This window comes from Ferrimonas gelatinilytica (genome assembly GCF_039544205.1).
Lineage (GTDB): Bacteria > Pseudomonadota > Gammaproteobacteria > Enterobacterales > Shewanellaceae > Ferrimonas > Ferrimonas gelatinilytica.
The window spans coordinates 23,801-48,715 of record NZ_BAABLF010000011.1 but is presented as its reverse complement, the minus strand read 5'-3'; the positions used below and the strand labels follow the sequence as shown (position 1 = coordinate 48,715).

Below are 24,915 nucleotides of genomic sequence, written 5' to 3'. Positions count from 1 at the left end.
CTCATCGCTGAGCCATGGCCGAATCTTCGTGCCCGAAGCGGGCCCAGAGCCGCTCATGGAGCACGTAGCCTAAGGTATTCACCATAGGCTCAATCAAGGCCAATAACCCACCGATCACCAGGCTGCCGGTGATCAAGTACGCCAGCGAAAACGCGATAGAAAAGTGCATCAGGGCAAAGGTTGTGGTCTTCAACATCGTAAATTTCTCCCGAACAGACAAGGTAATGATAACCATTATCATCATCGGTTATCCATCTGGCGCGCCCGGTTACCCTCATCGGCTAAATCGAACGCAGGTACCGAAGGGGATCTGTCCTTAGTTGCTCAAACGCTGACACCAGGGCAGCACCCTGGGCCACCGCGGCTTCCCAGAGCCGGATCCGGGTTTCACTGTCGTAGCGGGAGAAGTCGGTCCGATCCGGCAGTTTCGCCCCGGGCAGATGGGCCACAAACTGATCACTGGGCGCCAACATCACCACCCTGGAGAAATTCCGATCAGCCCGACGCCAGGCCAGTTTCTTATCAAACCAGCCAGGCGTAGCCTGGGAGTAGAAGTGAGGATAGAGCGTCAGACCACCGGTTCGCAGCGAGGGGAGATCCAGGTGATAGTCGGTAATCCCACCATCAAAGTACCGTCCGGCCGGGAGACCCGGTGGCGACGTCACACCGGAAAGCACCAGGGGGATGCTGCCGGTGGCAAGCAGCGCGGGCATCAGGTTGGCCTGGTTTAGACGCGCCCTTTTCGTTGGCAGATCCCGCATCGGTGCAAAGGGGGTCTCCGCGTCCACACTGAGCAGCCAGCGCTGCCAAAACAGCGGCAGGGCTTTGCGACTGACCAGGTTCCCCAGAGCCGTTCCACCCAAACCCAGCACCTGCAGCGCTCGGGAATCGCTACCGCTGAGGTGGCGCCCCCGGCACAGGATCATATTCAGGCGCCGATGGGGGTTAGCCAGCAGCGCCGGGCCATCACCATCGACCGCATCCGCCAGCAATCCATGGCACTGCTCATCGACCTCGGCGGGGGTCGGGCGGGTCTCGTAGCGTTGGTGAATGTAGCCGCGCTCCAGCCGCTGATGGGCTTGATCTCCATCGGGGTGACACATCATTGCACAGCGCCAGGCACCGGAGGAGGTTCCCAGCAGGGAGAGCGACTGCTGGCCAGGAAAGAACCGGTAGAGCAGATGGCGATCCAACTGGGCCAGTGGCAGCCACTTGGGACCGCCGCTGGCAGCAATCACCCGGTCAAAAAGCTCGGGCACCAAGCCGTGTTGGCGGATCTGCGCCGCGGCTTCGGCTCCGGCCAGCAGTTGCAGCTGAGACATCCTGATCTCCTCCAGTTTGCTTGAACAACGGGCATTGAGTCCCTGAGGGCAGGGCTGCAAGGGTATCATGCCGGAAAAAAGGAAAGCCCCGTACATCGACGGGGCTTCGATCAAACGCCACTTTGGCGTTTACCTTTGCAGAGCTTGTGATGAAACCGGCCGGATACCGGGGATCACTTGCTGCCTTTGTAGACGCCGCGGGCCCTGGCCTCGCGAACCTGCTGATCCAGCGGTTTGGGATCAACCACAACGTGTTGAGCCAGCACCTCAGGGCTGCCTTCACGGCTGTTCAACTGGACACCCAGTTCGCGCATCTCCTCCTGCTTGGCGGCCAGTTCAGCCCCCTGGTACAGGTTTTGAGAAACGTAGGGACGATCCATCTCACGCGTGATTGGAGTATTGGCCACCGCGGAAAACGCAATGACAGCTGACGTTAGTACGACACATTTAATTTTCATGGGGACTCTCCTTTGTTAACACCCGGTTATCATCCTACTCGCGGTATTAACACGGAGCAACAATACACTCGCAAGCGAAAGCAATGAATGCATTTTTCATCAATAAATTTTTGCTGATGACGAGGAAATATCATCGCCCCATTGCCCCTCCAGCCCCTTTCCCGAGGCGATCTGCACACTCTGGCGTACAGCCGTAAAGGGATAAAAACACCGCCAAATATCTATAAAAGAACAACTTAGTTAAATTCAGTTCATCTTGTAGAGGGATCGCGAGGTTTTAAACTTTTCTCCCTTCTTCTCCACCAGAAAAGTAAATCTCCGAAGAGATAGATCGCAGTTTTTATCGGGATAAATGGACTAAATATGCAGTTCAAATTCACTCCTAAAGCCGCTTAAAGGGCGCCCCCTGAACCACACTCACAATTAATAACACATGATTTGTTACATGATTTGTTACGTACAGGTAAAAACAAGTTGCCGTCTTCGCCCATTACCCGGCTTCAATCTGAAGCACATCAGCCCTCCAACCGAGGGGGGCTATACTCGGGGGAGGCGTGGCCCCCCCCTCGGTGGAAAAGGAGAGCTGATGACCGGAGTAACCCGTTGTGCCCTGTTCCTGTCGCTGTGCTTTGTGCCGCTTTGGGCCCTGAGCGCCGACCTCTATCTGCCCAAAGGGTTCTACGCCACCTCCCTCAATGGCACCCAAGTTTCCCCCCACAGTGAGCGCCTCTCGTTGACAGAAGGCAAGCAGGTGGTCGCGCTGCGTTACATCAACCCCTTCCTTTTCCACAAGGAGTTTCATGAATTGGTGGTGTCCCGCCCCTTCTACCTGGTGTTTCATGCCAAGGCCCAGGGGAAGTATCAGGTGCAGGCAAAGCTGCCAACCAAACTCGAAGATGCCAAACGCTATGCGCGCCGCCCGGTTATCGACCTGATAAAAGATGGCAAATCGGTGGATTTCGACACCTATATTGGCGACGAGGCTTTGGGTGCCCTGCTTAGCCAGTAACCCACGGATGAATTTAGCCCCCATTGGCGCTACCATGGCGACATGCTCACACTATCCCAGCGGGTTACCATTCCCGCCCATGAACTCGAATTCCAGATGATCCGGGCCAGCGGTCCCGGCGGTCAGCATGTGAACAAGACCAGCAGTGCTATCCAGCTGATTTTTGACATCCGCGCCTCCTCGCTGCCAGAGATCTACCAGCAGCGCCTGCTGCAACGCCCCCATCCCAACCTCACCGCGGGGGGAAAAATCATCATCAAGGCGCAGCAATACCGCTCCCAGGAGATGAACCGTCAGGACGCCCTGGCGAGGCTGAAAGCGATGATCGAGCAGGTGATGGTGGTGCGCAAAAAACGGATAGCTACCAAGCCCACCAAGGCCTCCCAGCGTCGGCGAGTCGACAGCAAGAAGCGCCACGGCCAAACCAAGGTCCTGCGGCGGCAAACCCGTGACGAGTGAAGATTGCGGCGATTGAGCAGAGATTAGACCAGTAAACTGCTGCCAAATCCTTTGATGTCGTTATAATGGCTCCACAAATCATAAACCGGCTGCCTAGCCGGCGTTTTTTCTTAGAAGAGATAAGATGCCGACTTTTCGCCTCCGGTTTAATGGGGATGGAGACACGATGGCTGACAAAGCGAAAATTCTGCTGCTCAATGGGCCGAACCTCAACCTGCTGGGGCGGCGAGAGCCGGGTCACTACGGCCATCAGACCTTGGACGAGATCGTTGAAGGGCTGCGCAGCGAAGCCGAGCGTGCCGGGTTAACCCTCACGCACACGCAGAGCAACAGCGAAGCGGAGCTGATCGACACTCTCCACAAGAGCGATGCTGACTTTGTCCTGATCAACCCCGCTGCCTTTACCCATACCAGCGTTGCCCTTCGGGACGCGCTGCTGGCGGTGGCCATCCCCTTTATCGAGATTCACCTATCCAACGTGCACGCCCGGGAACCCTTCCGCCACCACTCCTACTTTTCGGATGTGGCGCAGGGCGTGATCTGCGGACTGGGCGCCCAGGGCTATCACTTCGCCCTGGACGCGGCCAAACACTATTTGCAACAACCTCACACTGAGCAACAGGATTAAGCGCCATTATGGACATTCGCAAAATTAAGAAACTGATCGAACTGGTACAGGAATCCGGTATCGCCGAGCTGGAGATCACCGAGGGTGAGGAGAGCGTGCGTATCGCCAGCACCCATGCGGCGGCCCCCATGCCGATGAGCTACGCCCTCCCAGCACCGGCCGCCGCTGCACCGGCGCCCGCAGCTCCGGCCTCCACCCCCGCTGCACCGGCCAGCGATGACGCGGCCCCGGTCGTCAATGGCCACCAGGTGAAGTCCCCCATGGTTGGTAGCTTCTACCGTGCCCCGACCCCGGGCGCCAAGCCGTTCGTTGAGGTGGGCGACACCGTCAATGCAGGCGACACCCTCTGCATCATCGAAGCAATGAAGATGATGAACCAGATCGAAGCGGACAAGTCCGGCGTAGTAAAAGCGGTCCTGGCGGAAAACGGCTCCCCGGTGGAGTTTGACGAGCCGCTGTTCATCATTGAGTAAGGAAGCGCCTCATGTTGGATAAAGTGGTGATCGCCAACCGTGGCGAGATAGCCTTGCGGATCCTTCGCGCTTGCCGCGAACTTGGGATCAAAACCGTGGCGGTGCACTCCACCGCCGACCGCGACCTTAAACATGTCCTATTGGCGGATGAAACCATCTGCATCGGCAACGCGCCGGCAACGGAGAGCTACCTTAATGTTCCCTCCCTGATCGCCGCTGCCGAGGTCACCGATGCCATCGCCATCCACCCCGGCTACGGCTTCCTGTCGGAAAACGCCGACTTTGCCGAGCAGGTCGAGAAAAGTGGCTTTATCTTCATCGGCCCGAAAGCGGAGACCATCCGCCTCATGGGCGACAAGGTATCCGCCATCGAAGCGATGAAAAAAGCTGGCGTACCCTGCGTTCCCGGCTCTGACGGTCCCCTGACCGACGACAACCAGCGCAACCTGCAGATCGCCAAGCGCATCGGCTACCCGGTGATCATCAAGGCAGCCGGTGGCGGCGGCGGTCGCGGTATGCGGGTGGTTCGCAAAGAGAGCGAGCTGCTTGAAGCGATCAGCGTGACCCAGTCCGAAGCGGGAAGCTTCTTCGGCAACTCCGTGGTGTACATGGAGAAATTCCTGGAAAACCCCCGTCACGTCGAAGTTCAGGTTCTGGCAGACGGGCAGGGCAATGCCATCCATCTCGGTGAGCGGGACTGCTCCATGCAGCGTCGCCATCAGAAAGTGGTCGAGGAAGCCCCGGCGCCGGGGATCAGCACCGAAATGCGCAAGTTTATCGGTGAACGTTGTGCCCGCGCCTGCGTTGAGATCGGCTACCGCGGTGCGGGAACCTTCGAGTTCCTCTACGAGAACGGCGAATTCTACTTCATCGAAATGAATACCCGGATCCAGGTGGAGCATCCCGTCACCGAGATGGTGACAGGGGTCGACCTGATCAAGGAGCAGCTGAGGATCGCCGCAGGTCAGCCCCTCTCCATTACCCAGGATGACGTTCATCTACGTGGCCATGCCATCGAGTGCCGCATCAACGCCGAAGACCCGGAAACCTTCATGCCCTCTCCGGGTAAGATCGAGCACTTCCACCCGCCCGGTGGTATGGGGATCCGCTGGGACTCCCATATCTATGCGGGCTACACAGTGCCGCCGCACTACGACTCCATGATCGGCAAGCTGATCACTTATGGAGAGAATCGCGGCATCGCCATCGCCCGGATGCGCAACGCCCTGCGCGAGCTAGTGGTGGACGGGATCAAGTGTAACGTTCCGCTGCAGCAGCGGATCATGGACGATGAGAACTTCCAGAACGGTGGCACCAACATCCACTACCTGGAGAAGAAACTCGAAGCGGAGCGTTAATCGTCGCCTCGAGACAATAAAAAACCGGCCATCAGGCCGGTTTTTTATTTTTACTGGGTGTCAGTTTCAGCTTTAGAGGCGCTTCGGCTTGCCCTTGCCGCCACCGCCACCGCCGCCATTACCACCGTCACCCCCATTGCTGCCATCACCGGCACAGCCATAAGTGGTCAGGTAGTCGCTGGCCAGTTTCGCCTGGACCAAGCCGTAGCCATAGGCATTGTCACGGCCCGTCGCACCCAGATCTTCTGCGGTTGCTGCCAGAGCATTACGGATATCAACATTGCTGCAGCTACTGTGGTTGCTCCAAACCAGGGCCGCGACCGCCACCACATGGGGGGTCGCCATGGAAGTGCCGTTGAAGTAGGCGTAGTTGCCGGCTCCCACATCGACGGACGCATTGACCACCCCGGAAGAGAGCGCCTGCAACAGGGTCGCCCCATCCACATCGCTGATCCCAACGGACGGGATGTTGGTGGCCACCCCTCCCAAGGTGCCGTACAGCATCCCCGGTTCGTTGTTGAAGATCACCGCCGCGCTGCCACCCCCGGCCTGACAGTTAAGAACCTTATCAGCGAAGGAGATGTTACCGCGGCTAATCAAGCAGACCTTACCGCCTGCGGCGGCGCAGGCGGACTCGCCCAAGCCACAATCCACCATTTCACCGCTGGCCGAGCCGGAAGGGGAATCCTCCATCCCCTCAGCGGCATAATCGGTATTGTTTGCCGTCAGGCTGGCCACGCTGGCAGTGCCCATGGGGACCGTAGAGAGGACTGCCACACCAGGACCAGAGAACTCAACCTGTGCGTTTTGCTGTGAAAAGCTGGCAATCTGTTTCTGCTCATCGATCGCGGCCACGGAGACCACCGAACCGTAGGAGGCCGGGAAGGAGTCTCGGGTGGTGCCATCGTTACCTGCCGCCGCAACACTGAGGATCCCCTCGCTGTCCGCCTGAGCGAACGCCTGCTCCTCGAAACGGCTCTTGCGACTTCCGCCGAGGCTCATGTTGATCACCAGATTTTCATTGGCACCGCGGGCCGCCTTACAGGCATCCAGGGCCGCCACCAGGCCGGAGGAATAGGCCCAGCCATCGGCACCGAACACCTTAATAATATGAAGATTCAGGCCCGGGTCAGACACCACGCCAACCACCCCGATCCCGTTGTTTGAGGCCGCCGCAATGGTGCCCGCAACATGGGTACCGTGGCCGTTCTCGTCGGTAAACCAGTTACCGGTACCAGAATCATTGGTGCCATCGACCCCGGCACTGAGCAGGTCCTCGTGGGCGAGGTCATAGCCCGAGTCGATAATACAGACTTTGGTGGGGGCCGAGGCGTTCAGGCCCAGTTGATCCCCCTGAACCTGGATAACCCCATAGGGCGTAGTTTCCGCCATCGGGAAGCGTTTTACATCCTCCTCCAGAAACTCCACGTGGGGGTGTCTGGCCAGAGCGTCGGCGCGGCCCTGAGGCAAACTAACAGAGATGGCGTGACGGGCACTGAGTTCCCGCATTACCTGACCCTGCTGAGCCGCGACGGCGGCCTGCACGGCGGCCCCCTGGCCTGCCTGGTATTTGACGATGTAACGGGCCGATCCCTCGTCGGCAGCTGCCGAGCCCGCGAACATTGCCAGCGCCAGGGCGGATAAGCCCAATGAAGTGGTGACTCTTGTCATGCTGAAATTCCCTCAATCGTTGTTAAACGTCTATGGGGCAGCACAACCCTTTCCTTGGTCGCCAGCTTAGCTGCCAATCACCAACCTAGTCGGCGACACCCCACTTTGCAAAACCAGAATTCACCCACCAGAAAAAAAATGATTTCCGTTCAATTAAATGGAAAGGGTAACGGGGTCTGTGGGGCAAGAATCGTCGGCGGTCCCCATAAGGGCTTCCGCCGGTTGCACAGCTTGCAGGAAAAGGGGCAGGCGCTTAGAAGTAGTAACCCGAAATTCGGCTTCACCTGCCGACCCCTGCCGGAGTCGGACTCGGTAAACCTAGCTTTATAAAGCTCAAAAATGATCGCTTCACCCGATTGCCACCGAGAGGATCCCAACAATGCCACCAGGCTCACAGCAGGAGGAGGGCAATGCCTTCTATCCTGCCACTCATGAGCAGAAGAGCATGGTCTCAGGGTGGCTGTGGCGCAGAGTGGTCCTCTATTTCACACTCTGAGCTGGGACCTGATGCCGCGCATTGGGTGCCCCCATCCCCTCTTCATTGCAACCTTTTCCATCACCCCCCCTGGAGATAGCCTGTGCCCCTGACACAACGCCTGACTTCACTGCTGCAAAGCCTCGGCCAAGGCCTGCATGAACGGGAGGAAGCGTTGGCGGTGACCCTGCTGGCCACCCTCGCCGGCCAGCACAGTTTCCTGTTCGGCCCTCCCGGCACCGCCAAAAGCCTGCTGGCCCGTCGCGTGGCCGCCGCCTTCGAGCAAACAAGCTACTTCGAGTTCCTGATGAACCGGTTCAGCACCCCGGATGAGATCTTCGGTCCAGTCTCCATTCAGGCGCTGAAAGCCGACCGCTACGAGCGCCGGGTCCAGGGCTACCTGCCCAGCGCCGAAGTAGCCTTCCTGGATGAGCTGTTCAAGTCCAGTCCCGCCATCCTCAATACCCTGCTGACTTTGGTCAATGAAAGGCGCTTTCGTAATGGGGAAGAGATGCTGCCGGTGCCTCTGATGGGGGTGTTGGCCGCTTCCAACGAACTGCCCGAGCCGGATCAGGGGCTGGAGGCCCTGTACGACCGCTTTCTGGTTCGCCTGGTCACCGAACCCACCCAGCAGTGGGACCATTTTGCCACCCTCCTAAACCAACCCGCTGCGGATCGGCCCGTCACCCCTGACCAGCCGATCCGTCGGGATGAGTGGCAAGGATGGCAGCAAGCATACCCGTCCGTGCGGATCGGCCCGGACAGCCTGGCGGCGATCCGCCGTATCAAGGCCGCCCTGCCGGACCATCTCTACATATCGGACCGGCGCTGGCACCAGGCCGCAGCCCTTCTCAAGGCATCCGCCTACCTCTGTGGCCGTGCAGAGACCAACTACAGCGATCTGCTACTGCTGCGCCACGTTCTCTGGCAGGAACCGAGCCAACGAGAGGCGATCCAGCAGTTGGTGGTGGACACCCTGGCCCAGGAGGATCACTCCGCCTGTCACTCGGAGCTTGACGCCCTGGAGCAACAGCTCCACAGCCTGCTCTTCTTCGAGGAGGATGTCTTCGATACGGTGGAGTTTTTTCCCCAGCAATTCTTCTTCGCCAATGAGGGAGCGGCACGCCCAGATAGGGGGGGATTTTTCTATGTTCAGGCCACCGCCCGTCATGAGCACCGCCGTCGTGATCCGGTTCATTTCGACTTCTATGTTCATCGCAGCCAGATGAGCAGCGATACCCCCTTTCACCCCTTCGACCCACTGGGGCCGCTGCGGGAAAATGTTCAGTGCCGCTTTAAGCCGTCCGGCATCTTGGAGATCCGCTATGAAGAGCAGGGGCGTTTCGAACAGAGCGGCTTCCATGTGGAGCCCTTTCTGCCGCCCCTGCTTCACCGTAAAGGTGACCCTCGCCCGGAGCGGGATGAGGCAACCCTGGCAACCCTGCTCGATGCCCTTTCCCGGCAACGCCAAAGACTGATGGAACGCCTCGACAGCACCGCCGCGTTCCTGGACGACTACCGCCCACGAGCCCATACGCCCTTCGTACCCGCCCCCCTGGTAACTCAGGTACTCACCGGCCTGGAAGCGCAGATTGAAGCGCTTGAACTGGCGCTGTTACGTTGCGATAGCCTGCAGAGCCTGGTCACACCATGTTGCACCTTGAAAGCGAGCTAAGCGACTACGCCAGCGTACTGCGCCAGTCACCTGGCCTGCAGCGCAAACTGGCGCAGACCCTGGCCAAGCTGGAGGCGCAAGCGGCGAAGATCCTGGCGGAGACCAGCCCCTTCACCCTGTGGGAGCAGCAGCTTGCTGAGCTGGAGTCGACCCCGCCGGAGCAGGTCGAACTGGCATGCGCCAGCGGCAGTTATCAGCACTTTCGCCAGCAGTGTCGATTACCGGACAACCGGGCGTTCTGGGTCGCGAGGCAGGAGCAGAGTAACGCACCCCGCCAACGGGCCGCCCTCGTGCGCCTGCTGCTGACCCAGTGGCGACGGGCACTGGATGGGGAACATCAACACTGGCGCCTGGCCCAGTTACAGGCGCTGCGACAGCGCTACCTGGCACAGCTCCGCCCCTGGCTGGAGCAGCTTCTGGCCCTGAGCCGACGCTTCTCACCCATGGGGCTGGACCCGGGATTCCTGGTGGATTTCAGTGAGGATCGCCCGACGGTGCAGGCCTCGGTGGAGCTGCTTCGCTGGGCAGAGTACCTGGAGGGAAACCCCGGGATCCTGGCACTGTGTGACCAGATAGGACGGCAACGACGTCCCGCCGAACAGACCGAGTATCACCCGGTTGATGTCCGGGAGCGGGTGCCAGCCCATCGCGCCAATGCCGCGGTGCCGGAGGCGCTGTTCGGGGTTGAGTGTGGGCGGGATCTGCCGTTGGCGTTGCCTGCGGAGCTGGCGCAGCTTGCCGATCCGGAGCTGGAAACCCTGTTTGACCTCAAGTACCTGGAGCATCGCCTCAGCCAGTATCAGCGCCGGGGCTGGCAACAGCAGTGGCAGTGGCGCACGGTGCAGCGGCTGGAAGCCAGCACCGTCACCCGGCAGCCGGGGCCGCTTATCCTGTGCATCGACAGCAGCCTGTCGATGCAGGGCGCGCCAGAACTGGCCGCCAAGGCGATCGCCCTCTGCCTGGCCACCCGGGCCCTCGCCCAGGGCCGGGCCTGCTACCTCATCAACTTCTCTACTCTGCTGGCCGAGCTGGATCTACAACAAACCCCCGATGCCCTCGTTACCTTCCTGTGTCAAAGTTTCCACGGCGGCACCGACGTGGTGCCCGCCCTGGAGGCAGCGCTGGCCCGACTCTCCGATCCCCACTACGCCCTGGGGGACCTGGTGTTGATCTCCGATTTTGTCCTGGCGGATCTGCCCACAGAGCTGCTTGCGCAACTTGGCCACCAACGTCAGCGAGGCCATCACTGCTTTGGCGTGATGATCGGCGAGCAGAGTTGCGACAGCAGCCTGGACAGTCAGATGGATCACTACTGGCACTATGATGCCCGCAGCGGGGACATTCAGTCACAAACAGGAGGGGCAGTGCCCCTACCGGGCGAGGCACTCCCGGTCTGGCTCACCGCACTGGAGGGCTCGGCCTAAATCACTGTTCCGAATTGTGCTGCCCCCCACCTTTGGCGAAGGCAATCTAGGCCCGAGTTCCTAAGAGCCGGATCAAAGCCCGAGGCTTCTGGGCTCACACGAACGTGGAACCTATTTAGGAGCAGCTATCTAATCGCTTGGGGGGACCGGTGTCCTCCGAGTACGGGCGGGACACCGGTGGTGTGGGCACAGCTACAGGATGCGAGGGTGCAGCGCCAGCTTGCGCCGCAGGTAGCCAATCTGCATCTGGTGGTTGAGGTTCTTCGGGCAGGTATCGGCGCAGCCCAGCAAGGTCATGCAGCCGAACACCCCATCCTCGTCACCGATGACGTGGTAGAAGTCATCCACCTCCCGGCAATCGCGGTCGTCCAGGGCAAAGCGAGCCACCTTGTTCAGGCCCACGGCGCCCACGAAAGTTTCGCGCATCTGGGCGGTGGCGCAGGCGGCCACACAGCAGCCGCACTCAACGCAACGATCGGTGTCGTAGATCGCCTCCGCCAGGTGGGGCTCCATCCTCTGCTCCAGCTCGTCATGACTGTGGTCAACGGATTTCGGGTGCAGCCAGGCCGCCAGCCGCTCGGACAGGGCACGCATGAACTTACCGGTATTGACAGAAAGATCGCCGATCAGCTCGAACCCCGGCAGGGGCATCAGGGTGATCCGCCCCTCGGGGTAGTTGGCGGTGAGGGTACGGCAGGCCAGGGTGGGCACGCCGTTGATCACCATGGCACAGCTGCCGCAAATCCCCGCCCGGCAGACAAAATCAAACTGCAGGCTCGGGTCCTGGGTCTCCCGCAGCATCTTGAGCGCCACGAACACCGTCATCCCCGGGGCTTCCTCCAGCTGAAACTCCTGCTGACGCGGAGTATCGTCAGGGTCCTGGGGGTCGTAACGGAAAATGGTAAAAGTCAGGGTACGAGGGCTCATCACAGCGCTCCAGAATCAGTGTCGTTATCGCCGAGGCGCCGGTTGGGCCCCTCGAGTCCCGCGGGCAGGTCGAAGGGCATCAGCGCCCGCTGCCGCTCGGTGGCGGTGGCATAGGGGTGGGCCCGGTCCCAGGCATCTATCTGCGCCTGGCGTGCCGCGCTGTCCGGGTGGGTAATGGTGAGATCCTTACCGTAACCCCGGAAGCCCGGCGGCAACTCCATCGCCATCACATCCAGCGCCTCGTAGTCGAGTTGTGGCCCCGCCTTCCCTTCGGGCCAGCGTACCAGGGTGCGCTTGAGCCAATCCCTGTCATTGCGCTCAGGATAGTCCTCACGGGCATGGGCACCGCGACTTTCGGTCCGGGCCCGGGCCGCCGTCGCGATACAGAGGGCGATCCGCAGCATCTTGCGGACCCTCAGGGCATCCACCAGCTCGGGGTTGGCGTGACGCTTCTTGGTCCGTACGCAGAGCTGCTCACTCTCCGTCACCAGCGCCTGGAGGGCCGACACCGCCTGGGCCAACTCGGTTTCATTGCGGAAGATCCCCACCTTGTCCATCATCAGCGTTTCCATCCGCGCACGCAGCGCAATGGGGTCGCTGCCGCTGGAGCGGTCCAGCAGTTCGGTGATCTCCTGCTCCACCGCCGCCCCGGCTTCCCGGCCCAGGGCCGGATCCCCCATGGGGTACTGCCCGCAGGCATCGGCCACCTTCTCACCGACGATCATCCCCGCCACCACGGTTTCCGCCAGGGAGTTGCCGCCCAGGCGGTTGAACCCGTGCAGGTCCCAGCAGGCCACCTCGCCCACCGCGAACAACCCCTTGAGGCCATCGCTCTCCCCATCGGCATTGGTGCGCACACCGCCCATGGAGTAGTGCTGGGTGGGTCGCACCGGGATCCACTCCTCGGCGGGATCGATCCCCAGGAAGTGCTCGCAGATCTCCTTTACCTCCCGCAGGTTCTTCTCGATATGCTCGCGGCCCAGGATGGTGATGTCCAACCAGAGGTGATCGCCGTAGGGGCTCGGCACCCCTTTACCCTTGCGCATATGCTCGGTCATCCGCCGGGAGACCACGTCACGGGAGGCCAACTCCTTCTTCTCCGGCTCGTAATCCGGCATGAAGCGGTGGCCATCCACGTCCCGCAGCAGCCCACCGTCGCCGCGGCATCCCTCGGTGGTAAGGATCCCCACCGGCACGATGGCGGTAGGGTGGAACTGCACCGCCTCCGGGTTACCCAGGGCCACCCCGGCATCCAGCGCCAGGGCGGCGCCGGTGCCTTCGCAGATCAGGGCGTTGGTAGACACCGACCAGAGCCGCCCCCAGCCCCCGGTCGCCAGCGTGGTGGTGCGGGCCAGGTAGGCCACCAGCTCACCGGTAATAAGATCCCGCACGATGGCGCCATGGCAGCGCTGACCGTCGTGGACCAGACGCAGCGCCTCCACCCGCTCATGCACCTCGATGCCGGCGCCGATCGCCTGGTTGTCCAGGGCGTAAAGCAGAGAGTGGCCGGTGCCGTCGCTGGTGTAGCAGGTACGCCACTTGGCCGTACCGCCGAAGTCCCGGGCCTGGATCAGCCCGTGGGCCTCCAGCGGCTCATGCAGGGTGGTGTGCTCGGCGTTGATCACCGCCTCCCGGGGGCCGTGCTTGATCCGGCTCCAGGGCACCCCCCAGCTGGCAGACTGGCGAACCGCCTTGGGCGCCACATGGGTAAACATCCTTGCCACGGTTTGATCGCAGCCCCAGTCGGAGCCCTTCACCGTATCGAGGAAGTGCACATCCTCGTTATCGCCCTGGCCCATCACCGAGTTGCCGAGGCTGGCCTGCATGCCGCCTTGAGCGGCGGCCGAGTGGGAGCGCTTGGCCGGCACCAGGGAGAGGACAACCGCCTGGTGCCCCCTCTCACGGGCCGCCAGCGCCACCCTCAGTCCTGCCAGTCCACCACCTATCACCAGGGCATCGGTATAGCGGATCTTCATAATATCTCTCTCCTTGCGCGGCCTATCACTCAGTGGTCCGGCCTAAAAATCTGTCCCAGGGTCCGCAGTGCGTTCATCCGGTTAGGGAGGGGGAAAACAGGAACAGACCGTTGTAGATCTGCATCAACAGGCTGAGGCCGCCGAGGATTAGCAGGTAAAGCGCCACCCGACGCATCCAGCGACGCCCCTGCTGACGGGGTTCGGCATAGGGGCACCATTTGAGCCACAGCCGGGTCACGCCGGCGACACCATGGAGCACCGCCAACGGCAACAGCAGTAGGTAGAGCAGCCAGCCCCCCTCGAATACCACCCTCAGCGAGGAGGGCTCCGCTCCCAGGCTATGGGGCTGGGTCAGCATGGTGACCAGGTGAATAGGCACCAGAATCATCATCGCCACGCCACTGAGCATCTGCAGCACCCAAAGCCGGGTGCCCTCATGACGCACCACCTGGGTATGGTGACGCAACGCCTTCACCTTGCGCCACTCACCCGGCAGGCGACGCAACACCGCCAGCACGTGCAGCACCAGTAGCAGGGTTACCCCCAGCACGGCGATCACCACCGGCGCGCCATAGCCCACTCCGGCGGGATCCGCCCAGCCGGCGTGCAGCATCCAGGCCACGGTATTAAAGGCCTCAGGACCAAACAGCACGCTGGCTTCCAGGTGCAGGTGGATAAAGAGGAACAGCGTCAGCGCCGCCCCCGTCACCCCCTGCAGGATCTCCATCCTCGCCGGGCCCCGGCCCAACGCCAATAACTTGCGCATTCTGTCGCATCTCCCTTTAGGCACAGTCTGTAAAATGTAGGCATTCGACCGCCAAACAACTTTGACCGCGATCACATCGACGATCACGGAAAATGCGATTCATCGCAAGGATCACACCTGGATCACGCCGGCGGCCGCATAAAGACGCGTTGCGATTTAGAGTCGCCGAGGGAAAACAGTGGCGCCGCCGCAACCAGCCATTACAATTCGCCCATTCGAACACTATCCCAGAAAGAGAACCCCATGGCCTGGATCCAACTGCGTCTCAACGCCACCGCCGACACCGCCGACACCATCAGTGACCAGCTGATGGAGCTCGGTGCCGTCTCAGTCACCTTCCTCGATGCCAAGGACACCCCGGTGTTCGAGCCGGCCCCCGGTGAAACCCGCCTCTGGGGCGATACTGATGTAGTAGGCCTCTTCGACGCCATCACCGAGATGGAACCGGTGATTGCCGAGCTGAAAACCCTGCCGGAGCTGTCGAACCAGATGGCGTACAAGGTGGAGGCCCTGGAGGATAAGGATTGGGAGCGAGAGTGGATGGAGAACTTCCACCCGATGCAGTTTGGCCGCCGGCTCTGGATCTGCCCCAGCTGGCGCGAGGCGCCGGAACCGGAGGCGGTCAACGTGCTGCTGGATCCCGGCCTCGCCTTCGGCACCGGCACCCACCCCACCACCGCCCTCTGCCTCACCTGGCTGGACGGCCTGGACCTGGAAGGCAAGTCGGTGATCGACTTTGGCTGCGGCTCAGGGATCCTGGCGATCGCCGCCATTAAGCTCGGTGCCAACAACGTCATCGGCCTGGATATCGACCCGCAGGCACTGACCGCCTCCGCCGACAATGCCCAGCGCAACGGCGTCGAGGACAAACTCACCGTCTACCTGCCCAAGGATCAGCCCGAGAATGTCCAGGCGGATGTCGTGGTCGCCAACATCCTGGCGGGCCCGCTGCGTGAGCTGGCACCGGTGATCAGCGCCCTGGTAAAACCCGGTGGCCAACTGGCCCTCTCCGGCCTGTTGACAGAACAGGCGGAGGAGCTTCGCGCCATCTATGGCCAGTGGTTTGACCTCAACCCCACCGCCATCGAGGGTGACTGGTGCCGACTCGACGGCCGCAAACGTTAACGCCCCCATGATGTCGTCGTGACGAATAATTAACCAGCACGGGCGATGCCAAGAAAGTGAGCGAACGCTAACGGGCATCACCTTGAAACAAGGCTTTGAGTGGCGCAAAGTCAAGCAAAAAAATTTGCTCTGCGTTCATTTTCTGACCTTCCCAGGCTCAGAAAAAAAGAGTAAGATTCGCCCCCTTGTTTCGGACGCGGATGGTTAATGCTCATGAAAATTGGACCCTATCAACTGGACAACCAGCTGATCGTGGCGCCGATGGCCGGGGTAACTGACCTTCCCTTCCGTCGACTGTGCCGCCGGCTTGGCGCCGGCCTGGCCGTGTCGGAGATGCTCTCTTCCAACCCCGATGTCTGGAAGACCGAGAAGTCTCTGTCACGGATGGACCACAGTGGCGAAGATGGGATCCGCTCCGTCCAAATCGCAGGCTGTGAACCCGAGTTGATGGCTCAGGCCGCCCGCTTCAACGTGGAGCGCGGCGCCCAGATCATCGACATCAATATGGGATGTCCGGCAAAGAAAGTTAATAAAAAGTTGGCTGGCTCAGCCCTGCTGCGCCACCCGGATCTGGTTCGCCAAATCCTCGATGCCGTGGTTCACGCCGTCGAAGTGCCGGTGACCCTAAAGATCCGAACCGGTTGGGATCCGGATAACCGCAACGGCGTCGACATCGCCCGCATTGCCGAACAAAGCGGCATTGCGGCCCTGGCGGTGCACGGTCGGACACGACAGTGCATGTACAAAGGGGAAGCGGAGTACGACACCATTGCGGCGATTAAAGCGGCCATCTCCATCCCTGTCGTCGCCAATGGCGATATCGACAGCCCGGAGAAGGCCCGACAGGTACTGGATAAAACCGGGGTCGATGGACTCATGGTGGGGCGCCCTGCCCAGGGACGTCCCTGGATCTTTCGCGAGATCCACCACTACCTGGAGACCGGACAGCATCTGCCGCCCCCGCCCAAAGCGGAGCGACAAGTGCTGATGCAGGAACACCTTCAAGCCCTGCATGACTTCTACGGTGAGGAGCGCGGCATGCGCATCGCCAGGAAGCATGTGGGTTGGTACCTGGATAACCAGCAACAACCGGAATTGCGTCGCCGATTCAACCAGTTGGATTCGGCAACCGCGCAGCGTGAGGCCCTAGCCGGCTTTTTCGAGCAATTTGATTGTTAAGAGACAGAGCAAAGACAGTATGTTTGATCAGCAGAACTCCTTTTCTGAAGCGCACCAACTGACCGTCGGTCAGATCGAAACCCCCAACGGTACCGTGAAGCCGCAGCTGCTGCGTGACTCCGTAAAGCGCGCCGTAAGCAACTACTTTGCTCAACTGGATGGCCAGGAAGCGTCCGAAGTGTACGAGATGGTGCTGTGTGAAGTGGAACAGCCGCTGCTGGACATCGTCATGCAGTACACCCGCGGTAACCAGACCCGCGCCGCCAACATCCTCGGCATCAACCGCGGCACCCTGCGTAAGAAGCTGAAGAAGTACGGCATGAACTAAATCGGTGCATCCCATGCATTGAGTTAAAAACCGACCCTCGAAAGAGCGTCGGTTTTTTTGTGCGCCCGCCCTGCAACACGCGGCGTAAGCGCTTTCGCCCGCAACCCGTCGAAGCGACTATTCTGACCTGGGCGAATCCTCCTGCGGAGTTTGGGTATTGATCTCCAGCCAGCCCATGAACAGCTGGTAACCCAGTGCCAGCACCACCGCCCCCACGAATAAGCCGATAAAGCCGGACATCAGCATTCCCCCCAGCGAGCCTAGCAGGATCACCAACATGGGCACATCGATACCCCGCCCCAGCAGCATGGGTTTGAGCACATTGTCACTGAGGCCCGCCAGGACACTCCAGGCAGTAAAGAGGATGGCCACCAGGGTGGTTTCGGTCTGGAATACATAGATGATCACCGGCACCACCACCAGGATCGAGGGCAGCTGGGCGATCGCCACAACCAGCAAAACCACGTAAAGCACCGCAGCACCGGGAACCCCCACCACGAAGAAGCCGACGGCGATCAGGGTAGACTGGATCACCGCCACCCCAAGGACCCCCTTGGCCACACTCTGGATGGTGTCACGGGAGAGCTGCATCAGTTGCCCACCTCTCTCATCCAGCAGGCCAAAAGCGATCCGCCTGCATGCCGCTTCGCAGGCCGCCCCGTTGGCCATCAGGAAAGCGGCGATCGCCAGCGACAGGCAGAACATCAGGATGCCACCGAACAGGCTCGCCGCGAAGGCCGCGGCGCCACCGACGACGCGCTTGATATCGGCGGCATAGGTCAGCAGGTACTTCTCGATGTCCGTGGAGGCCTGGCTCCAGTGCTGGAAGATGAGATCGCCCACCAGGGGCCACGCCTTAACTGCGGACGCTGGCGGTGGCAATGAAAAGCTGCCCTCCTCCAGCTGGGCGCCGATCGCCGCCACGCTGTCCACCGCCGAGGCGGCGATCTGGAAGCCAGGCAGCAGCAGGATCGCCATCCCCACGATGGCGATCAGGGCCGCGGCGAGACCGCCGCGGCCCCCCAGCCAGCTTTTGAGCTTACAGAACATGGGGTACAGGGCGACGGCCAGGATCACCGCCCAGACCACCGGGGTGATAAAGGGTCGGATGATTTCAAAACACCAGAGAACCAAGACAAACAGCAATCCAATCCGGATGGCCGCTTCAACAGCGCCGCGCTGGAAACGGGGGTCAAGATCAGCCATGGGGCCGCCTTTTCGAAAACAGAGAGTGACCCAGTAAAGTTAGTTAACTTACGCGCCGCCGGGGTGACTACCAGGACGGATGTAACGAAGCGGCATGGCGATGAAACAGATCAGGCCAGCCACCGAGTCGACACCCCCTGTTGACCTGTGCAGGCATGCCAGGACCTGGCTTCACCACGGTCATGGTGACCGTGGTGAAGCCAGGGGCAAGGGCAAGAGAGGGACAGGGAAAACCGGGAAGAAAGAGCAGATAAAAAAACGGCGGGCCATCTGGCCCGCCGCTTGATCCGACTAGGACTTGTGTCGACTAGTAGAAGCCGAAGTTGTAGCGGAAGGTCACACCGTACATGAGCGGCGCGTTGTACACGGCGCGCTTACGCCCCAGGAAGGAGACACTGTTGTAGATCTGGGTCGTCTCGTCGGTCAGGTTCTTGCCCCAGGCGAACACCTGGAACTTACCTTCGGAGGAGCGCCAACCGAAGCGGCCACCCAGCTCACTGAAGTCGTCGTTCTTGAACCCTTCTTCGTTGTTGGGGTTGGAGTACATCTCATCGCGCCAGAAGTAGTTGGCATCGACGAAGAGTTCACCACTGCTGATGGGCTGGATGTATTCGAACGCCAGGTTAAAGGTGTGCTCCGGGGCTTCCGGTGGGCGGTTGCCGCTACAATCAGTCGAGTCACTTTCGCTGTAGGAACAACCATCGAAGCTTTCGAACTTGGCGTCGGTGTAACCGTAGCCACCCCACAGGGTGAAGTTCTCGGTGATACGCCACTGCATCTCCAGCTCCAGGCCCTGACTGGTCAGGTCCGCCGCGTTAGATACGGTGAGGATAGAGCCTTCACCAGTAGGCAGAGGCGTCTGGGCCTGCACTTGGAAGTCACTGTGCTCGGAGCGGAACAGCGCCAGGTTGAAACGCAGGCTGTTATCCAGCCAGCTGCTCTTCATCCCCAGCTCGTAAGCGTCCACCTGCTCGTCGTCAAACTCCAGGCCATCGAGGTCAGCGATGAAGTCGGCGTTGAAGCCGCCGCTCTTAAAGGCGCGGGAGTAACCGCCGTAGAGCATCACATCCTCAGCCACGAACCAGTTGATGCTGGCCTTGGGTGACCAGTCGTCGGCATCACGCTTTTCGCTGGTGGAACCATCGGCGAAGAAGATCCGATATTGATCCATGATGCTAAAATCGATCGCCTTCTCTTCGTAGGTGTAACGCAGGCCCGCGGTCAGCTGCCACTTCTCGGCCAGCTTAATGTTGGCGTGGCCAAAGGCGGCGTAGGACTCGGTGTCCACCACGGCGTCATACCCCAGCGGGTAATCCGAAATAGGCACTGCGCCACCGGTGAAGACATTCAGGTCCAAGGATGCATCACCGCCCCCTTCGATGTTCTGGTTGAGGTAGTACAGGCCCAGGACGTAATCGAAGCGATCCCCCACCGGAGAGGCAACCCGGAACTCCTGGGTCACGTGGTCGGCATCGGCAAAAATACCGGACCTGGCCAATGCGATTTCCGTGTAATCCTCATCGAAGTCCTCGTAGCCCCAATCTTCGTAGCGATAGGAGGTGATGGAGGTCAGCTCGAAGCCACTGTCCAGGGTGTGGTTGATGTTAACGGAAGCCCCACCGATCCCCTTGAGCTCGATATCCTGCTTGGCGTTAATGTTGACCTCGTACGGATCCGGCGCAACCGGATCGTCCACCCACACACCGGCGGTCACATCGCTAAAATCGTTCTGCAGGTGGTCAACCGTGAATTTGACGCTGGTGGCGCTACCTTGCCACAAAAGCTGGGCACGGCCCGCAAACTCCTCCTTGTCGTTCAACTTACGGTTACCCAGGCCGGAGACGTTATCCACGTAGCCATCGCGGGTATCGGCGCTGAGGCTGATCTTACCGGCCAGAGAGTCGGTTAAACCGCCGTTCACGGCAGCCTTTATGCGGGCCTTGTTGTAGTTACCCACTTCCGCCTGCACATGGCCGGAGAAATCTTCGGTGGGTTCCAGCGTAGTGATGTTGATGGCGCCGGCCACGGTGTTCTTACCGAACAGGGTGCCCTGGGGGCCACGCAGTACCTCGATGGTCTGCACATCCAGTGCAGACTGGTTGGAGGCGGCTGACTTACCCACCCAGACGCCGTCCACGTAGACACCAACACGCTGGTCGTAACCGGGGTTACGCCCACGGTCGGAGATACCACGGATCCCGAACACCTGCTGTACCGGGTTGGTTCCCCCGATCACCAGGTTGGGGGTGGAGTACTGGATATCCTTCACCTCGGTGGCACCGACCCGCTCGATGTCGGCTTCACTCAAGGCGGTAATGGCGATCGGCACCTCTTGCTGGTTTTGCACCCGCTTCTGAGAGGTTACCTGGATCACTTCAATGCTTTTATTACTTGCGCCGGCGTCTGGCGCTTCAGCGGCCTGTACCGCGCTGATACCAGTCAATGCAGCCGCAATCTGGGCTGCCAAGATATGTATTCTCATCGACTTTCATCCTTTCCCTGAAATTGACGGTGACTCTCCCCGAACAAGCCCAGGCTATTCCGAAGGCAGGTCACGCGGCGCCGGTTGCCAGTGGCAACAGACAGTGTCCTAACATGGATTACCTTTCATTCACACACTGCCACATTAGTTACAATCCCATAACAAATGTGGTGATAATGGCAATGGTCGGGCCTGATGAACGGTCAGCAAAGGAGGTCGATAAGGTGGCCTAAGCCGACTGCCCGAGTCGGTGGCAGGGGCGGGATAGGAAAACGTTAAAGGCAGAGCAGATAAAAACGGCGGGCCATCTGGCCCGCCGCATCTGCCCACTCAGTTACGGTTCTTGATTGCGCTACATCCTACCGTTCGTGAAGACAACCCGGTGCAGTCCAGCACCAAGCTGGTAGGAACTAGGATCTAGGCCCTGGTTCCTAAGAGCGGGACCAAGCCCCGATGCTTCTGGGCTTACACGAAAGTGGCGCACATTTAGGATCCGCTATTTAGAAGAAGCCGAAGTTGTAGCGGAAGGTCACACCGTACATGCGGGGCGCGTTGTACACGGCCCGGTTGGCGCCCAGGAAGGAGACGCTGTTGTATATCTGGGTCGTCTCGTCGGTCAGGTTCTTGCCCCAGGCGTAAACTTGCCACTGACCTTCGGAGGAGCGCCAACCGAAGCGGCCACCCAGTTCACTGAGGTCGTCGTTCTTGAACCCCTCTTCGTTGTTGGGGTTGGAGTACATCTCATCGCGCCAGAAGTAGTTGGCATCGACGAAGAGTTCACCACTGCTGATGGGCTGGATGTACTCGAACGCCAGGTTAAAGGTATTCTCCGGAGCTTCCGCCGGGCGGTTGCCGCTGCAATCTCCGAGGCCGTCACTGTAGGAACAATCCTTGAAGCTGTCGAAGCTGGCGTCGGTGTAGCCGTAGCCACCCCACAGGGTGAAGTTCTCGGTGATACGCCAATGTATCTCCAGCTCCAGGCCCTGACTGGTCAGGTCGGCCGCGTTAGACACGGTAAGGATAGAGCCGTCACCGGTTGGCAGAGGCGTCTGGGCCTGCACCTGGAAGTCACTGTGCTCAGAGCGGAACAGCGCCAGGTTGAAACGCAGGCTGTTATCCAGCCAGCTGCTCTTCATCCCCAGCTCGTAAGCGTCCACCTGCTCGTCATCAAACTCCAGGCCATCGAGGTCAGCGATGAAGTCGGCGTTGAAGCCGCCGCTCTTAAAGGCACGGGAGTAACCGCCATAAAGCATCACATCCTCAGCCACGAACCAGTTGATGCTGGCCTTGGGTGACCAGTCGTCGGAATCGCGCTTTTTGCTGGTGGAATCATTGGCGAAGAAGATCAGAAAGGGATCGGTGATGCTGAAATCGATCGCCTTCTCTTCGTAGGTGTAACGCAGGCCCGCGGTCAACTGCCACTTCTCGGCCAGCTTGATGTTGGCGTGGCCAAAGGCGGCATAGGACTCAACGTCCACCACGGCACGGTACCCAAGCCCGTAGTCGGTGATAGGCACCATGCCACCACTGAAGACATCCAGGTTCAACGTCGCATCACCGCCACCATCAATGTTCTGGTTGAGGTAGTACAGGCCCAGGACATAATCGAAGCGATCCCCCACCGGAGAGGCAACCCGAAACTCCTGGGTCACGTGATCGGCATCGGCGAACTCATCGGTTCGCCCCAATGCGATGGGCGTGTAATCATCATCGAAGTCCTCGTAGCTCCAATCTTCGTAGCGATAGGCGGTGATGGAGGTCAGATCGAAGCCACTGTCCAGGGTGTGGTTGATGTTGACCGAAGCCCCGCCAACCCCCTTGATGTCATACTCCTGCTTGCCGTTAATGTTGACCTCGTACGGGTCCGGTGCGATCGGATCGTCCACCCACTCACCGGCGGCCACATCGGTAAACTCGTTCTGCAGGTGGTCAAGCGTGAACTTGACGCGGGTGGCGTTACCCTGCCACAGCAGCTGGGCACGGCCCGCAAACTCATCCTTGTCGTTGTACTTGTCATTACCCAGGCTGGAAACGTTATCCACGTAGCCATCGCGGGTATCGTAGCTAAGGCTGATTTTGCCGGCCAGAGAGTCGGTCAAACCGCCGTTCACGGCAGCCTTGACTCGGGCCTTGTTGTAGTTCCCCACTTCCGCCTGCACGTGGCCGGAGAAATCTTCGGTGGGTTCCAGCGTGGTGATGTTGATGGCCCCGGCCACGGTGTTCTTACCGAACAGGGTGCCCTGGGGGCCACGCAGCACCTCCATGGTCTGCACATCCAGTGCGGACTGGTTGGAAGCGGCGGACTTACCTACCCAAACACCATCCACGTAGACACCAACACGCTGGTCATAACCGGGGTTACGTCCACGGTCGGAGATGCCACGGATCCCGAACACCTGCTGTAACGGGTTGAGTCCCCCGATCACCAGGTTGGGGGTGGCGTACTGGATATCCTTCACCTCAGTGGCGCCGATGCGCTCGATATCGGCCTCGCTCAACGCAGTAATGGCGATCGGCACCTCTTGCTGGTTTTGCACCCGCTTCTGAGAGGTTACCTGGATCACTTCGATGCTTTTATTACTTGCGCCGGCGTCTGGAGTTTCCGCGGCCTGTACCGCGCTGATCCCAGTCAATGCAGCCGCAATCTGGGCTGCCAAGATATGTATTCTCATCGACTTTCATCCTTTCCCTGTAATGGACGGTGACTCTTCCCTGAAATGGACGGTGACTCTCTCCGAGCCAGCCCAAGCGATTCCGAAAGAAGGTCACACGGTGCCGGTTGCCAGTAGCAACGGGTTGAGATCCAACATGGATTACTCTGGGTTTACACACTGCCGCATTTATTACATTCGCGTAACAATCGGTTGGTAATCACCATGGTCGGGCCTGATAAACGTTCAGCAAAGGATGTCGATACGGTGATGCGAGCCGCGTGAAATGCTGCTGCGATGGGGGCTTTGTGGCATTCCAATTTGCCCCGTTAGGACGAACTGGTACACTCTTGCACCGTTATCGATTCAACTGACATAAGAGCGAGATTCCCGATGGGTCGCAGTTTTGAAGTTCGTAAGGCCTCCATGGCCAAGACCGCTGGTGCGAAGACCAAGGTCTACTCCAAGTACAGTAAAGAGATCTACGTGGTGGCCAAGAACGGCAGCCCGGATCCGGAGGCCAACCTGCAGCTGCGCGGCCTGATTGAGCGGGCCAAGAAGGAGCAGGTACCCTCCCACGTCATTGAGAAGGCGATCGACAAGGCCAAGGGTGGCGCCGGTGAAGATTATGAAACCGCCCGCTACGAAGGTTTCGGCCCCGGCAACTGCATGGTGATCGTTGACTGCCTGACCGACAACAACAAGCGGACCTTCGCCGAGGTACGCCAGTGCTTCGTCAAAACCGACTCCAAGCTGGGCAGCCCCGGTGTGGTGGGCCACATGTTCGATCACCAGGCGATCTTCGCCTTCCCAGGCGACGACGAAGACGGCGTGCTGGAGATCCTGATGATGGCGGACGTGGATGTGACCGATGTCGAGGTTGAAGACGGCATGACCACGGTCTTCGCTCCCAACACCGAGTACTTCAAGGTGAAAACCGCCCTGACCGAAGCGATGCCCGACATCCAGTTCGAGATGGAGGAGATCACCTTCGTCCCGCAGACCTACACCAAGGTAGAGGGCGACGATGTGGCCGTGTTCGAGAAGTTCATGGCGATGCTGGAAGATTGTGACGACGTTCAGAACGTCTACCACAACGCCGAGCTTTAAGCCCGGCCTGCGAAGAAGCCGCTCAGTGAGCGGCTTTTTTGTGGGACGGTGTCCAGAATAACTGTTCCGACCTGTGCTTCACCCTACCGTTCGCGCAAGCAATCTGGAACTCGGTTCTAGGTTCTAGGCCCTCGTTCCTAAGAGCCGGAGCAAAGCCCAGATAGCCTGAGCTTTCACGAAAGCCGAACGTATTTAGGAGCAGCCATTCAGTTT

General features: G+C 60.1%; 21 protein-coding genes. 11 read left to right on the top strand and 10 right to left on the bottom strand.

The features are described from left to right. Position 1: 1 nt before the first annotated feature. The 3 genes from ABD997_RS09365 to ABD997_RS09355 all read right to left on the bottom strand — a co-directional run bounded on the left by ABD997_RS09365 (position 2) and on the right by ABD997_RS09355 (position 1,780). On the bottom strand, positions 2-196 hold the full coding sequence (locus ABD997_RS09365; protein WP_345316752.1) for a DUF2061 domain-containing protein: 195 nt from the start codon (positions 194-196) through the stop codon (positions 2-4). An 85-nt stretch (positions 197-281) separates the two neighbouring features. Beyond that, on the bottom strand, positions 282-1,322 hold the full coding sequence (locus tag ABD997_RS09360; RefSeq protein WP_345316751.1) for a patatin-like phospholipase domain-containing protein: 1,041 nt from the start codon (positions 1,320-1,322) through the stop codon (positions 282-284). A 173-nt stretch (positions 1,323-1,495) separates the two neighbouring features. Further along, positions 1,496-1,780 carry a hypothetical protein gene (locus ABD997_RS09355; RefSeq protein WP_345316750.1) on the bottom strand — a complete coding sequence of 95 codons (285 nt, stop codon included), beginning with the start codon at positions 1,778-1,780 and terminating at the stop codon, positions 1,496-1,498. Positions 1,781-2,366: 586 nt separating this feature from the next. On the opposite strand from ABD997_RS09355, the gene ABD997_RS09350 reads away from it, so the two are divergent. The 5 genes from ABD997_RS09350 to accC all read left to right on the top strand — a co-directional run bounded on the left by ABD997_RS09350 (position 2,367) and on the right by accC (position 5,707). Continuing rightward, entirely contained in the window at positions 2,367-2,789 is a 423-nt protein-coding gene (locus ABD997_RS09350) for a DUF2057 family protein (protein ID WP_345316749.1), read from the top strand. Positions 2,790-2,831: 42 nt separating this feature from the next. Continuing rightward, positions 2,832-3,248 (top strand): alternative ribosome rescue aminoacyl-tRNA hydrolase ArfB, encoded by a 417-nt coding sequence (gene arfB / locus ABD997_RS09345; protein ID WP_345316748.1) that lies wholly within the window; start codon positions 2,832-2,834, stop codon positions 3,246-3,248. A 166-nt stretch (positions 3,249-3,414) separates the two neighbouring features. Further along, a complete protein-coding gene (gene aroQ / locus ABD997_RS09340; protein ID WP_345316747.1) occupies positions 3,415-3,876 on the top strand; it encodes a type II 3-dehydroquinate dehydratase in 462 nt (153 codons plus the stop codon). Positions 3,877-3,884: 8 nt separating this feature from the next. Beyond that, positions 3,885-4,349, top strand: a complete 465-nt coding sequence (gene accB, locus ABD997_RS09335) for an acetyl-CoA carboxylase biotin carboxyl carrier protein (protein ID WP_345316746.1) — start codon at positions 3,885-3,887, stop codon at positions 4,347-4,349. An 11-nt stretch (positions 4,350-4,360) separates the two neighbouring features. Then, a complete protein-coding gene (accC, locus tag ABD997_RS09330; protein ID WP_345316745.1) occupies positions 4,361-5,707 on the top strand; it encodes an acetyl-CoA carboxylase biotin carboxylase subunit in 1,347 nt (448 codons plus the stop codon). A 72-nt stretch (positions 5,708-5,779) separates the two neighbouring features. On the opposite strand, the gene ABD997_RS09325 is transcribed toward accC, so the two are convergent. Continuing rightward, positions 5,780-7,378 (bottom strand): S8 family serine peptidase, encoded by a 1,599-nt coding sequence (locus ABD997_RS09325; RefSeq protein WP_345316744.1) that lies wholly within the window; start codon positions 7,376-7,378, stop codon positions 5,780-5,782. 578 nt (positions 7,379-7,956) lie between these two features. On the opposite strand from ABD997_RS09325, the gene ABD997_RS09320 reads away from it, so the two are divergent. Together ABD997_RS09320 and ABD997_RS09315 are read left to right on the top strand one after the other, a co-directional pair. Then, positions 7,957-9,528 carry an AAA family ATPase gene (locus tag ABD997_RS09320; RefSeq protein WP_345316743.1) on the top strand — a complete coding sequence of 524 codons (1,572 nt, stop codon included), beginning with the start codon at positions 7,957-7,959 and terminating at the stop codon, positions 9,526-9,528. Further along, entirely contained in the window at positions 9,504-10,952 is a 1,449-nt protein-coding gene (locus ABD997_RS09315; protein ID WP_345316742.1) for a VWA domain-containing protein, read from the top strand. Before ABD997_RS09320 ends, ABD997_RS09315 begins: the two co-directional genes overlap by 25 nt. A 192-nt stretch (positions 10,953-11,144) precedes the next feature. Here the strand turns inward: ABD997_RS09315 and ABD997_RS09310 are convergent, their stop codons facing one another. From ABD997_RS09310 to ABD997_RS09300, 3 genes are all read right to left on the bottom strand, one after another. Then, positions 11,145-11,882: a fumarate reductase iron-sulfur subunit gene (locus ABD997_RS09310; protein WP_345316741.1), complete on the bottom strand. Its 738-nt coding sequence runs from the start codon at positions 11,880-11,882 to the stop codon at positions 11,145-11,147. Next, positions 11,879-13,855 (bottom strand): fumarate reductase flavoprotein subunit, encoded by a 1,977-nt coding sequence (locus ABD997_RS09305; protein WP_345316740.1) that lies wholly within the window; start codon positions 13,853-13,855, stop codon positions 11,879-11,881. The genes ABD997_RS09310 and ABD997_RS09305 overlap by 4 nt, the downstream gene beginning before the upstream one ends. Before the next feature lie 73 nt (positions 13,856-13,928). After that, positions 13,929-14,621: a succinate dehydrogenase/fumarate reductase transmembrane subunit gene (locus ABD997_RS09300; protein ID WP_345316739.1), complete on the bottom strand. Its 693-nt coding sequence runs from the start codon at positions 14,619-14,621 to the stop codon at positions 13,929-13,931. 243 nt (positions 14,622-14,864) lie between these two features. Here ABD997_RS09300 and prmA point away from each other — a divergent pair, with 243 nt between their 5' ends. The 3 genes from prmA (at position 14,865) to fis (ending at position 17,253) form a co-directional block, all read left to right on the top strand. Further along, the gene (prmA, locus tag ABD997_RS09295; protein ID WP_345316738.1) at positions 14,865-15,746 is read left to right on the top strand and encodes a 50S ribosomal protein L11 methyltransferase; all 882 of its coding nucleotides are present in this window, start codon (positions 14,865-14,867) and stop codon (positions 15,744-15,746) included. A gap of 213 nt (positions 15,747-15,959) precedes the next feature. Next, complete coding sequence (dusB, locus tag ABD997_RS09290; RefSeq protein ID WP_345316737.1) at positions 15,960-16,925, top strand: tRNA dihydrouridine synthase DusB; 966 nt, start codon at positions 15,960-15,962, stop codon at positions 16,923-16,925. Between the two features lie 19 nt (positions 16,926-16,944). After that, complete coding sequence (gene fis / locus ABD997_RS09285) at positions 16,945-17,253, top strand: DNA-binding transcriptional regulator Fis (protein WP_013343972.1); 309 nt, start codon at positions 16,945-16,947, stop codon at positions 17,251-17,253. A gap of 117 nt (positions 17,254-17,370) precedes the next feature. On the opposite strand, the gene ABD997_RS09280 is transcribed toward fis, so the two are convergent. The 3 genes from ABD997_RS09280 to ABD997_RS09270 all read right to left on the bottom strand — a co-directional run bounded on the left by ABD997_RS09280 (position 17,371) and on the right by ABD997_RS09270 (position 23,613). After that, complete coding sequence (locus tag ABD997_RS09280) at positions 17,371-18,459, bottom strand: AI-2E family transporter (RefSeq protein ID WP_345316736.1); 1,089 nt, start codon at positions 18,457-18,459, stop codon at positions 17,371-17,373. A 307-nt stretch (positions 18,460-18,766) separates the two neighbouring features. Continuing rightward, positions 18,767-20,941, bottom strand: coding sequence for a TonB-dependent receptor (locus ABD997_RS09275; protein WP_345316735.1), 2,175 nt, complete (start codon positions 20,939-20,941; stop codon positions 18,767-18,769). 500 nt (positions 20,942-21,441) lie between these two features. Next, entirely contained in the window at positions 21,442-23,613 is a 2,172-nt protein-coding gene (locus tag ABD997_RS09270) for a TonB-dependent receptor (protein WP_345316734.1), read from the bottom strand. A gap of 372 nt (positions 23,614-23,985) precedes the next feature. Here ABD997_RS09270 and ABD997_RS09265 point away from each other — a divergent pair, with 372 nt between their 5' ends. Continuing rightward, the gene (locus tag ABD997_RS09265) at positions 23,986-24,702 is read left to right on the top strand and encodes a YebC/PmpR family DNA-binding transcriptional regulator (RefSeq protein WP_345316733.1); all 717 of its coding nucleotides are present in this window, start codon (positions 23,986-23,988) and stop codon (positions 24,700-24,702) included. The last annotated feature ends 213 nt before the right edge of the window (positions 24,703-24,915 follow it).

Coding starts and splice junctions, on each gene's coding strand:
- ABD997_RS09365 (WP_345316752.1), bottom strand. CDS start 196: ATGTTGAAGACCACAACCTTTGCCCTGATGCACTTTTCTATCGCGTTT.
- ABD997_RS09360 (WP_345316751.1), bottom strand. CDS start 1,322: ATGTCTCAGCTGCAACTGCTGGCCGGAGCCGAAGCCGCGGCGCAGATC.
- ABD997_RS09355 (WP_345316750.1), bottom strand. CDS start 1,780: ATGAAAATTAAATGTGTCGTACTAACGTCAGCTGTCATTGCGTTTTCC.
- ABD997_RS09350 (WP_345316749.1), top strand. CDS start 2,367: ATGACCGGAGTAACCCGTTGTGCCCTGTTCCTGTCGCTGTGCTTTGTG.
- arfB (WP_345316748.1), top strand. CDS start 2,832: ATGCTCACACTATCCCAGCGGGTTACCATTCCCGCCCATGAACTCGAA.
- aroQ (WP_345316747.1), top strand. CDS start 3,415: ATGGCTGACAAAGCGAAAATTCTGCTGCTCAATGGGCCGAACCTCAAC.
- accB (WP_345316746.1), top strand. CDS start 3,885: ATGGACATTCGCAAAATTAAGAAACTGATCGAACTGGTACAGGAATCC.
- accC (WP_345316745.1), top strand. CDS start 4,361: ATGTTGGATAAAGTGGTGATCGCCAACCGTGGCGAGATAGCCTTGCGG.
- ABD997_RS09325 (WP_345316744.1), bottom strand. CDS start 7,378: ATGACAAGAGTCACCACTTCATTGGGCTTATCCGCCCTGGCGCTGGCA.
- ABD997_RS09315 (WP_345316742.1), top strand. CDS start 9,504: ATGTTGCACCTTGAAAGCGAGCTAAGCGACTACGCCAGCGTACTGCGC.
- ABD997_RS09305 (WP_345316740.1), bottom strand. CDS start 13,855: ATGAAGATCCGCTATACCGATGCCCTGGTGATAGGTGGTGGACTGGCA.
- ABD997_RS09300 (WP_345316739.1), bottom strand. CDS start 14,621: ATGCGCAAGTTATTGGCGTTGGGCCGGGGCCCGGCGAGGATGGAGATC.
- prmA (WP_345316738.1), top strand. CDS start 14,865: ATGGCCTGGATCCAACTGCGTCTCAACGCCACCGCCGACACCGCCGAC.
- dusB (WP_345316737.1), top strand. CDS start 15,960: ATGAAAATTGGACCCTATCAACTGGACAACCAGCTGATCGTGGCGCCG.
- fis (WP_013343972.1), top strand. CDS start 16,945: ATGTTTGATCAGCAGAACTCCTTTTCTGAAGCGCACCAACTGACCGTC.
- ABD997_RS09280 (WP_345316736.1), bottom strand. CDS start 18,459: ATGGCTGATCTTGACCCCCGTTTCCAGCGCGGCGCTGTTGAAGCGGCC.
- ABD997_RS09275 (WP_345316735.1), bottom strand. CDS start 20,941: ATGAGAATACATATCTTGGCAGCCCAGATTGCGGCTGCATTGACTGGT.
- ABD997_RS09270 (WP_345316734.1), bottom strand. CDS start 23,613: ATGAGAATACATATCTTGGCAGCCCAGATTGCGGCTGCATTGACTGGG.
- ABD997_RS09265 (WP_345316733.1), top strand. CDS start 23,986: ATGGGTCGCAGTTTTGAAGTTCGTAAGGCCTCCATGGCCAAGACCGCT.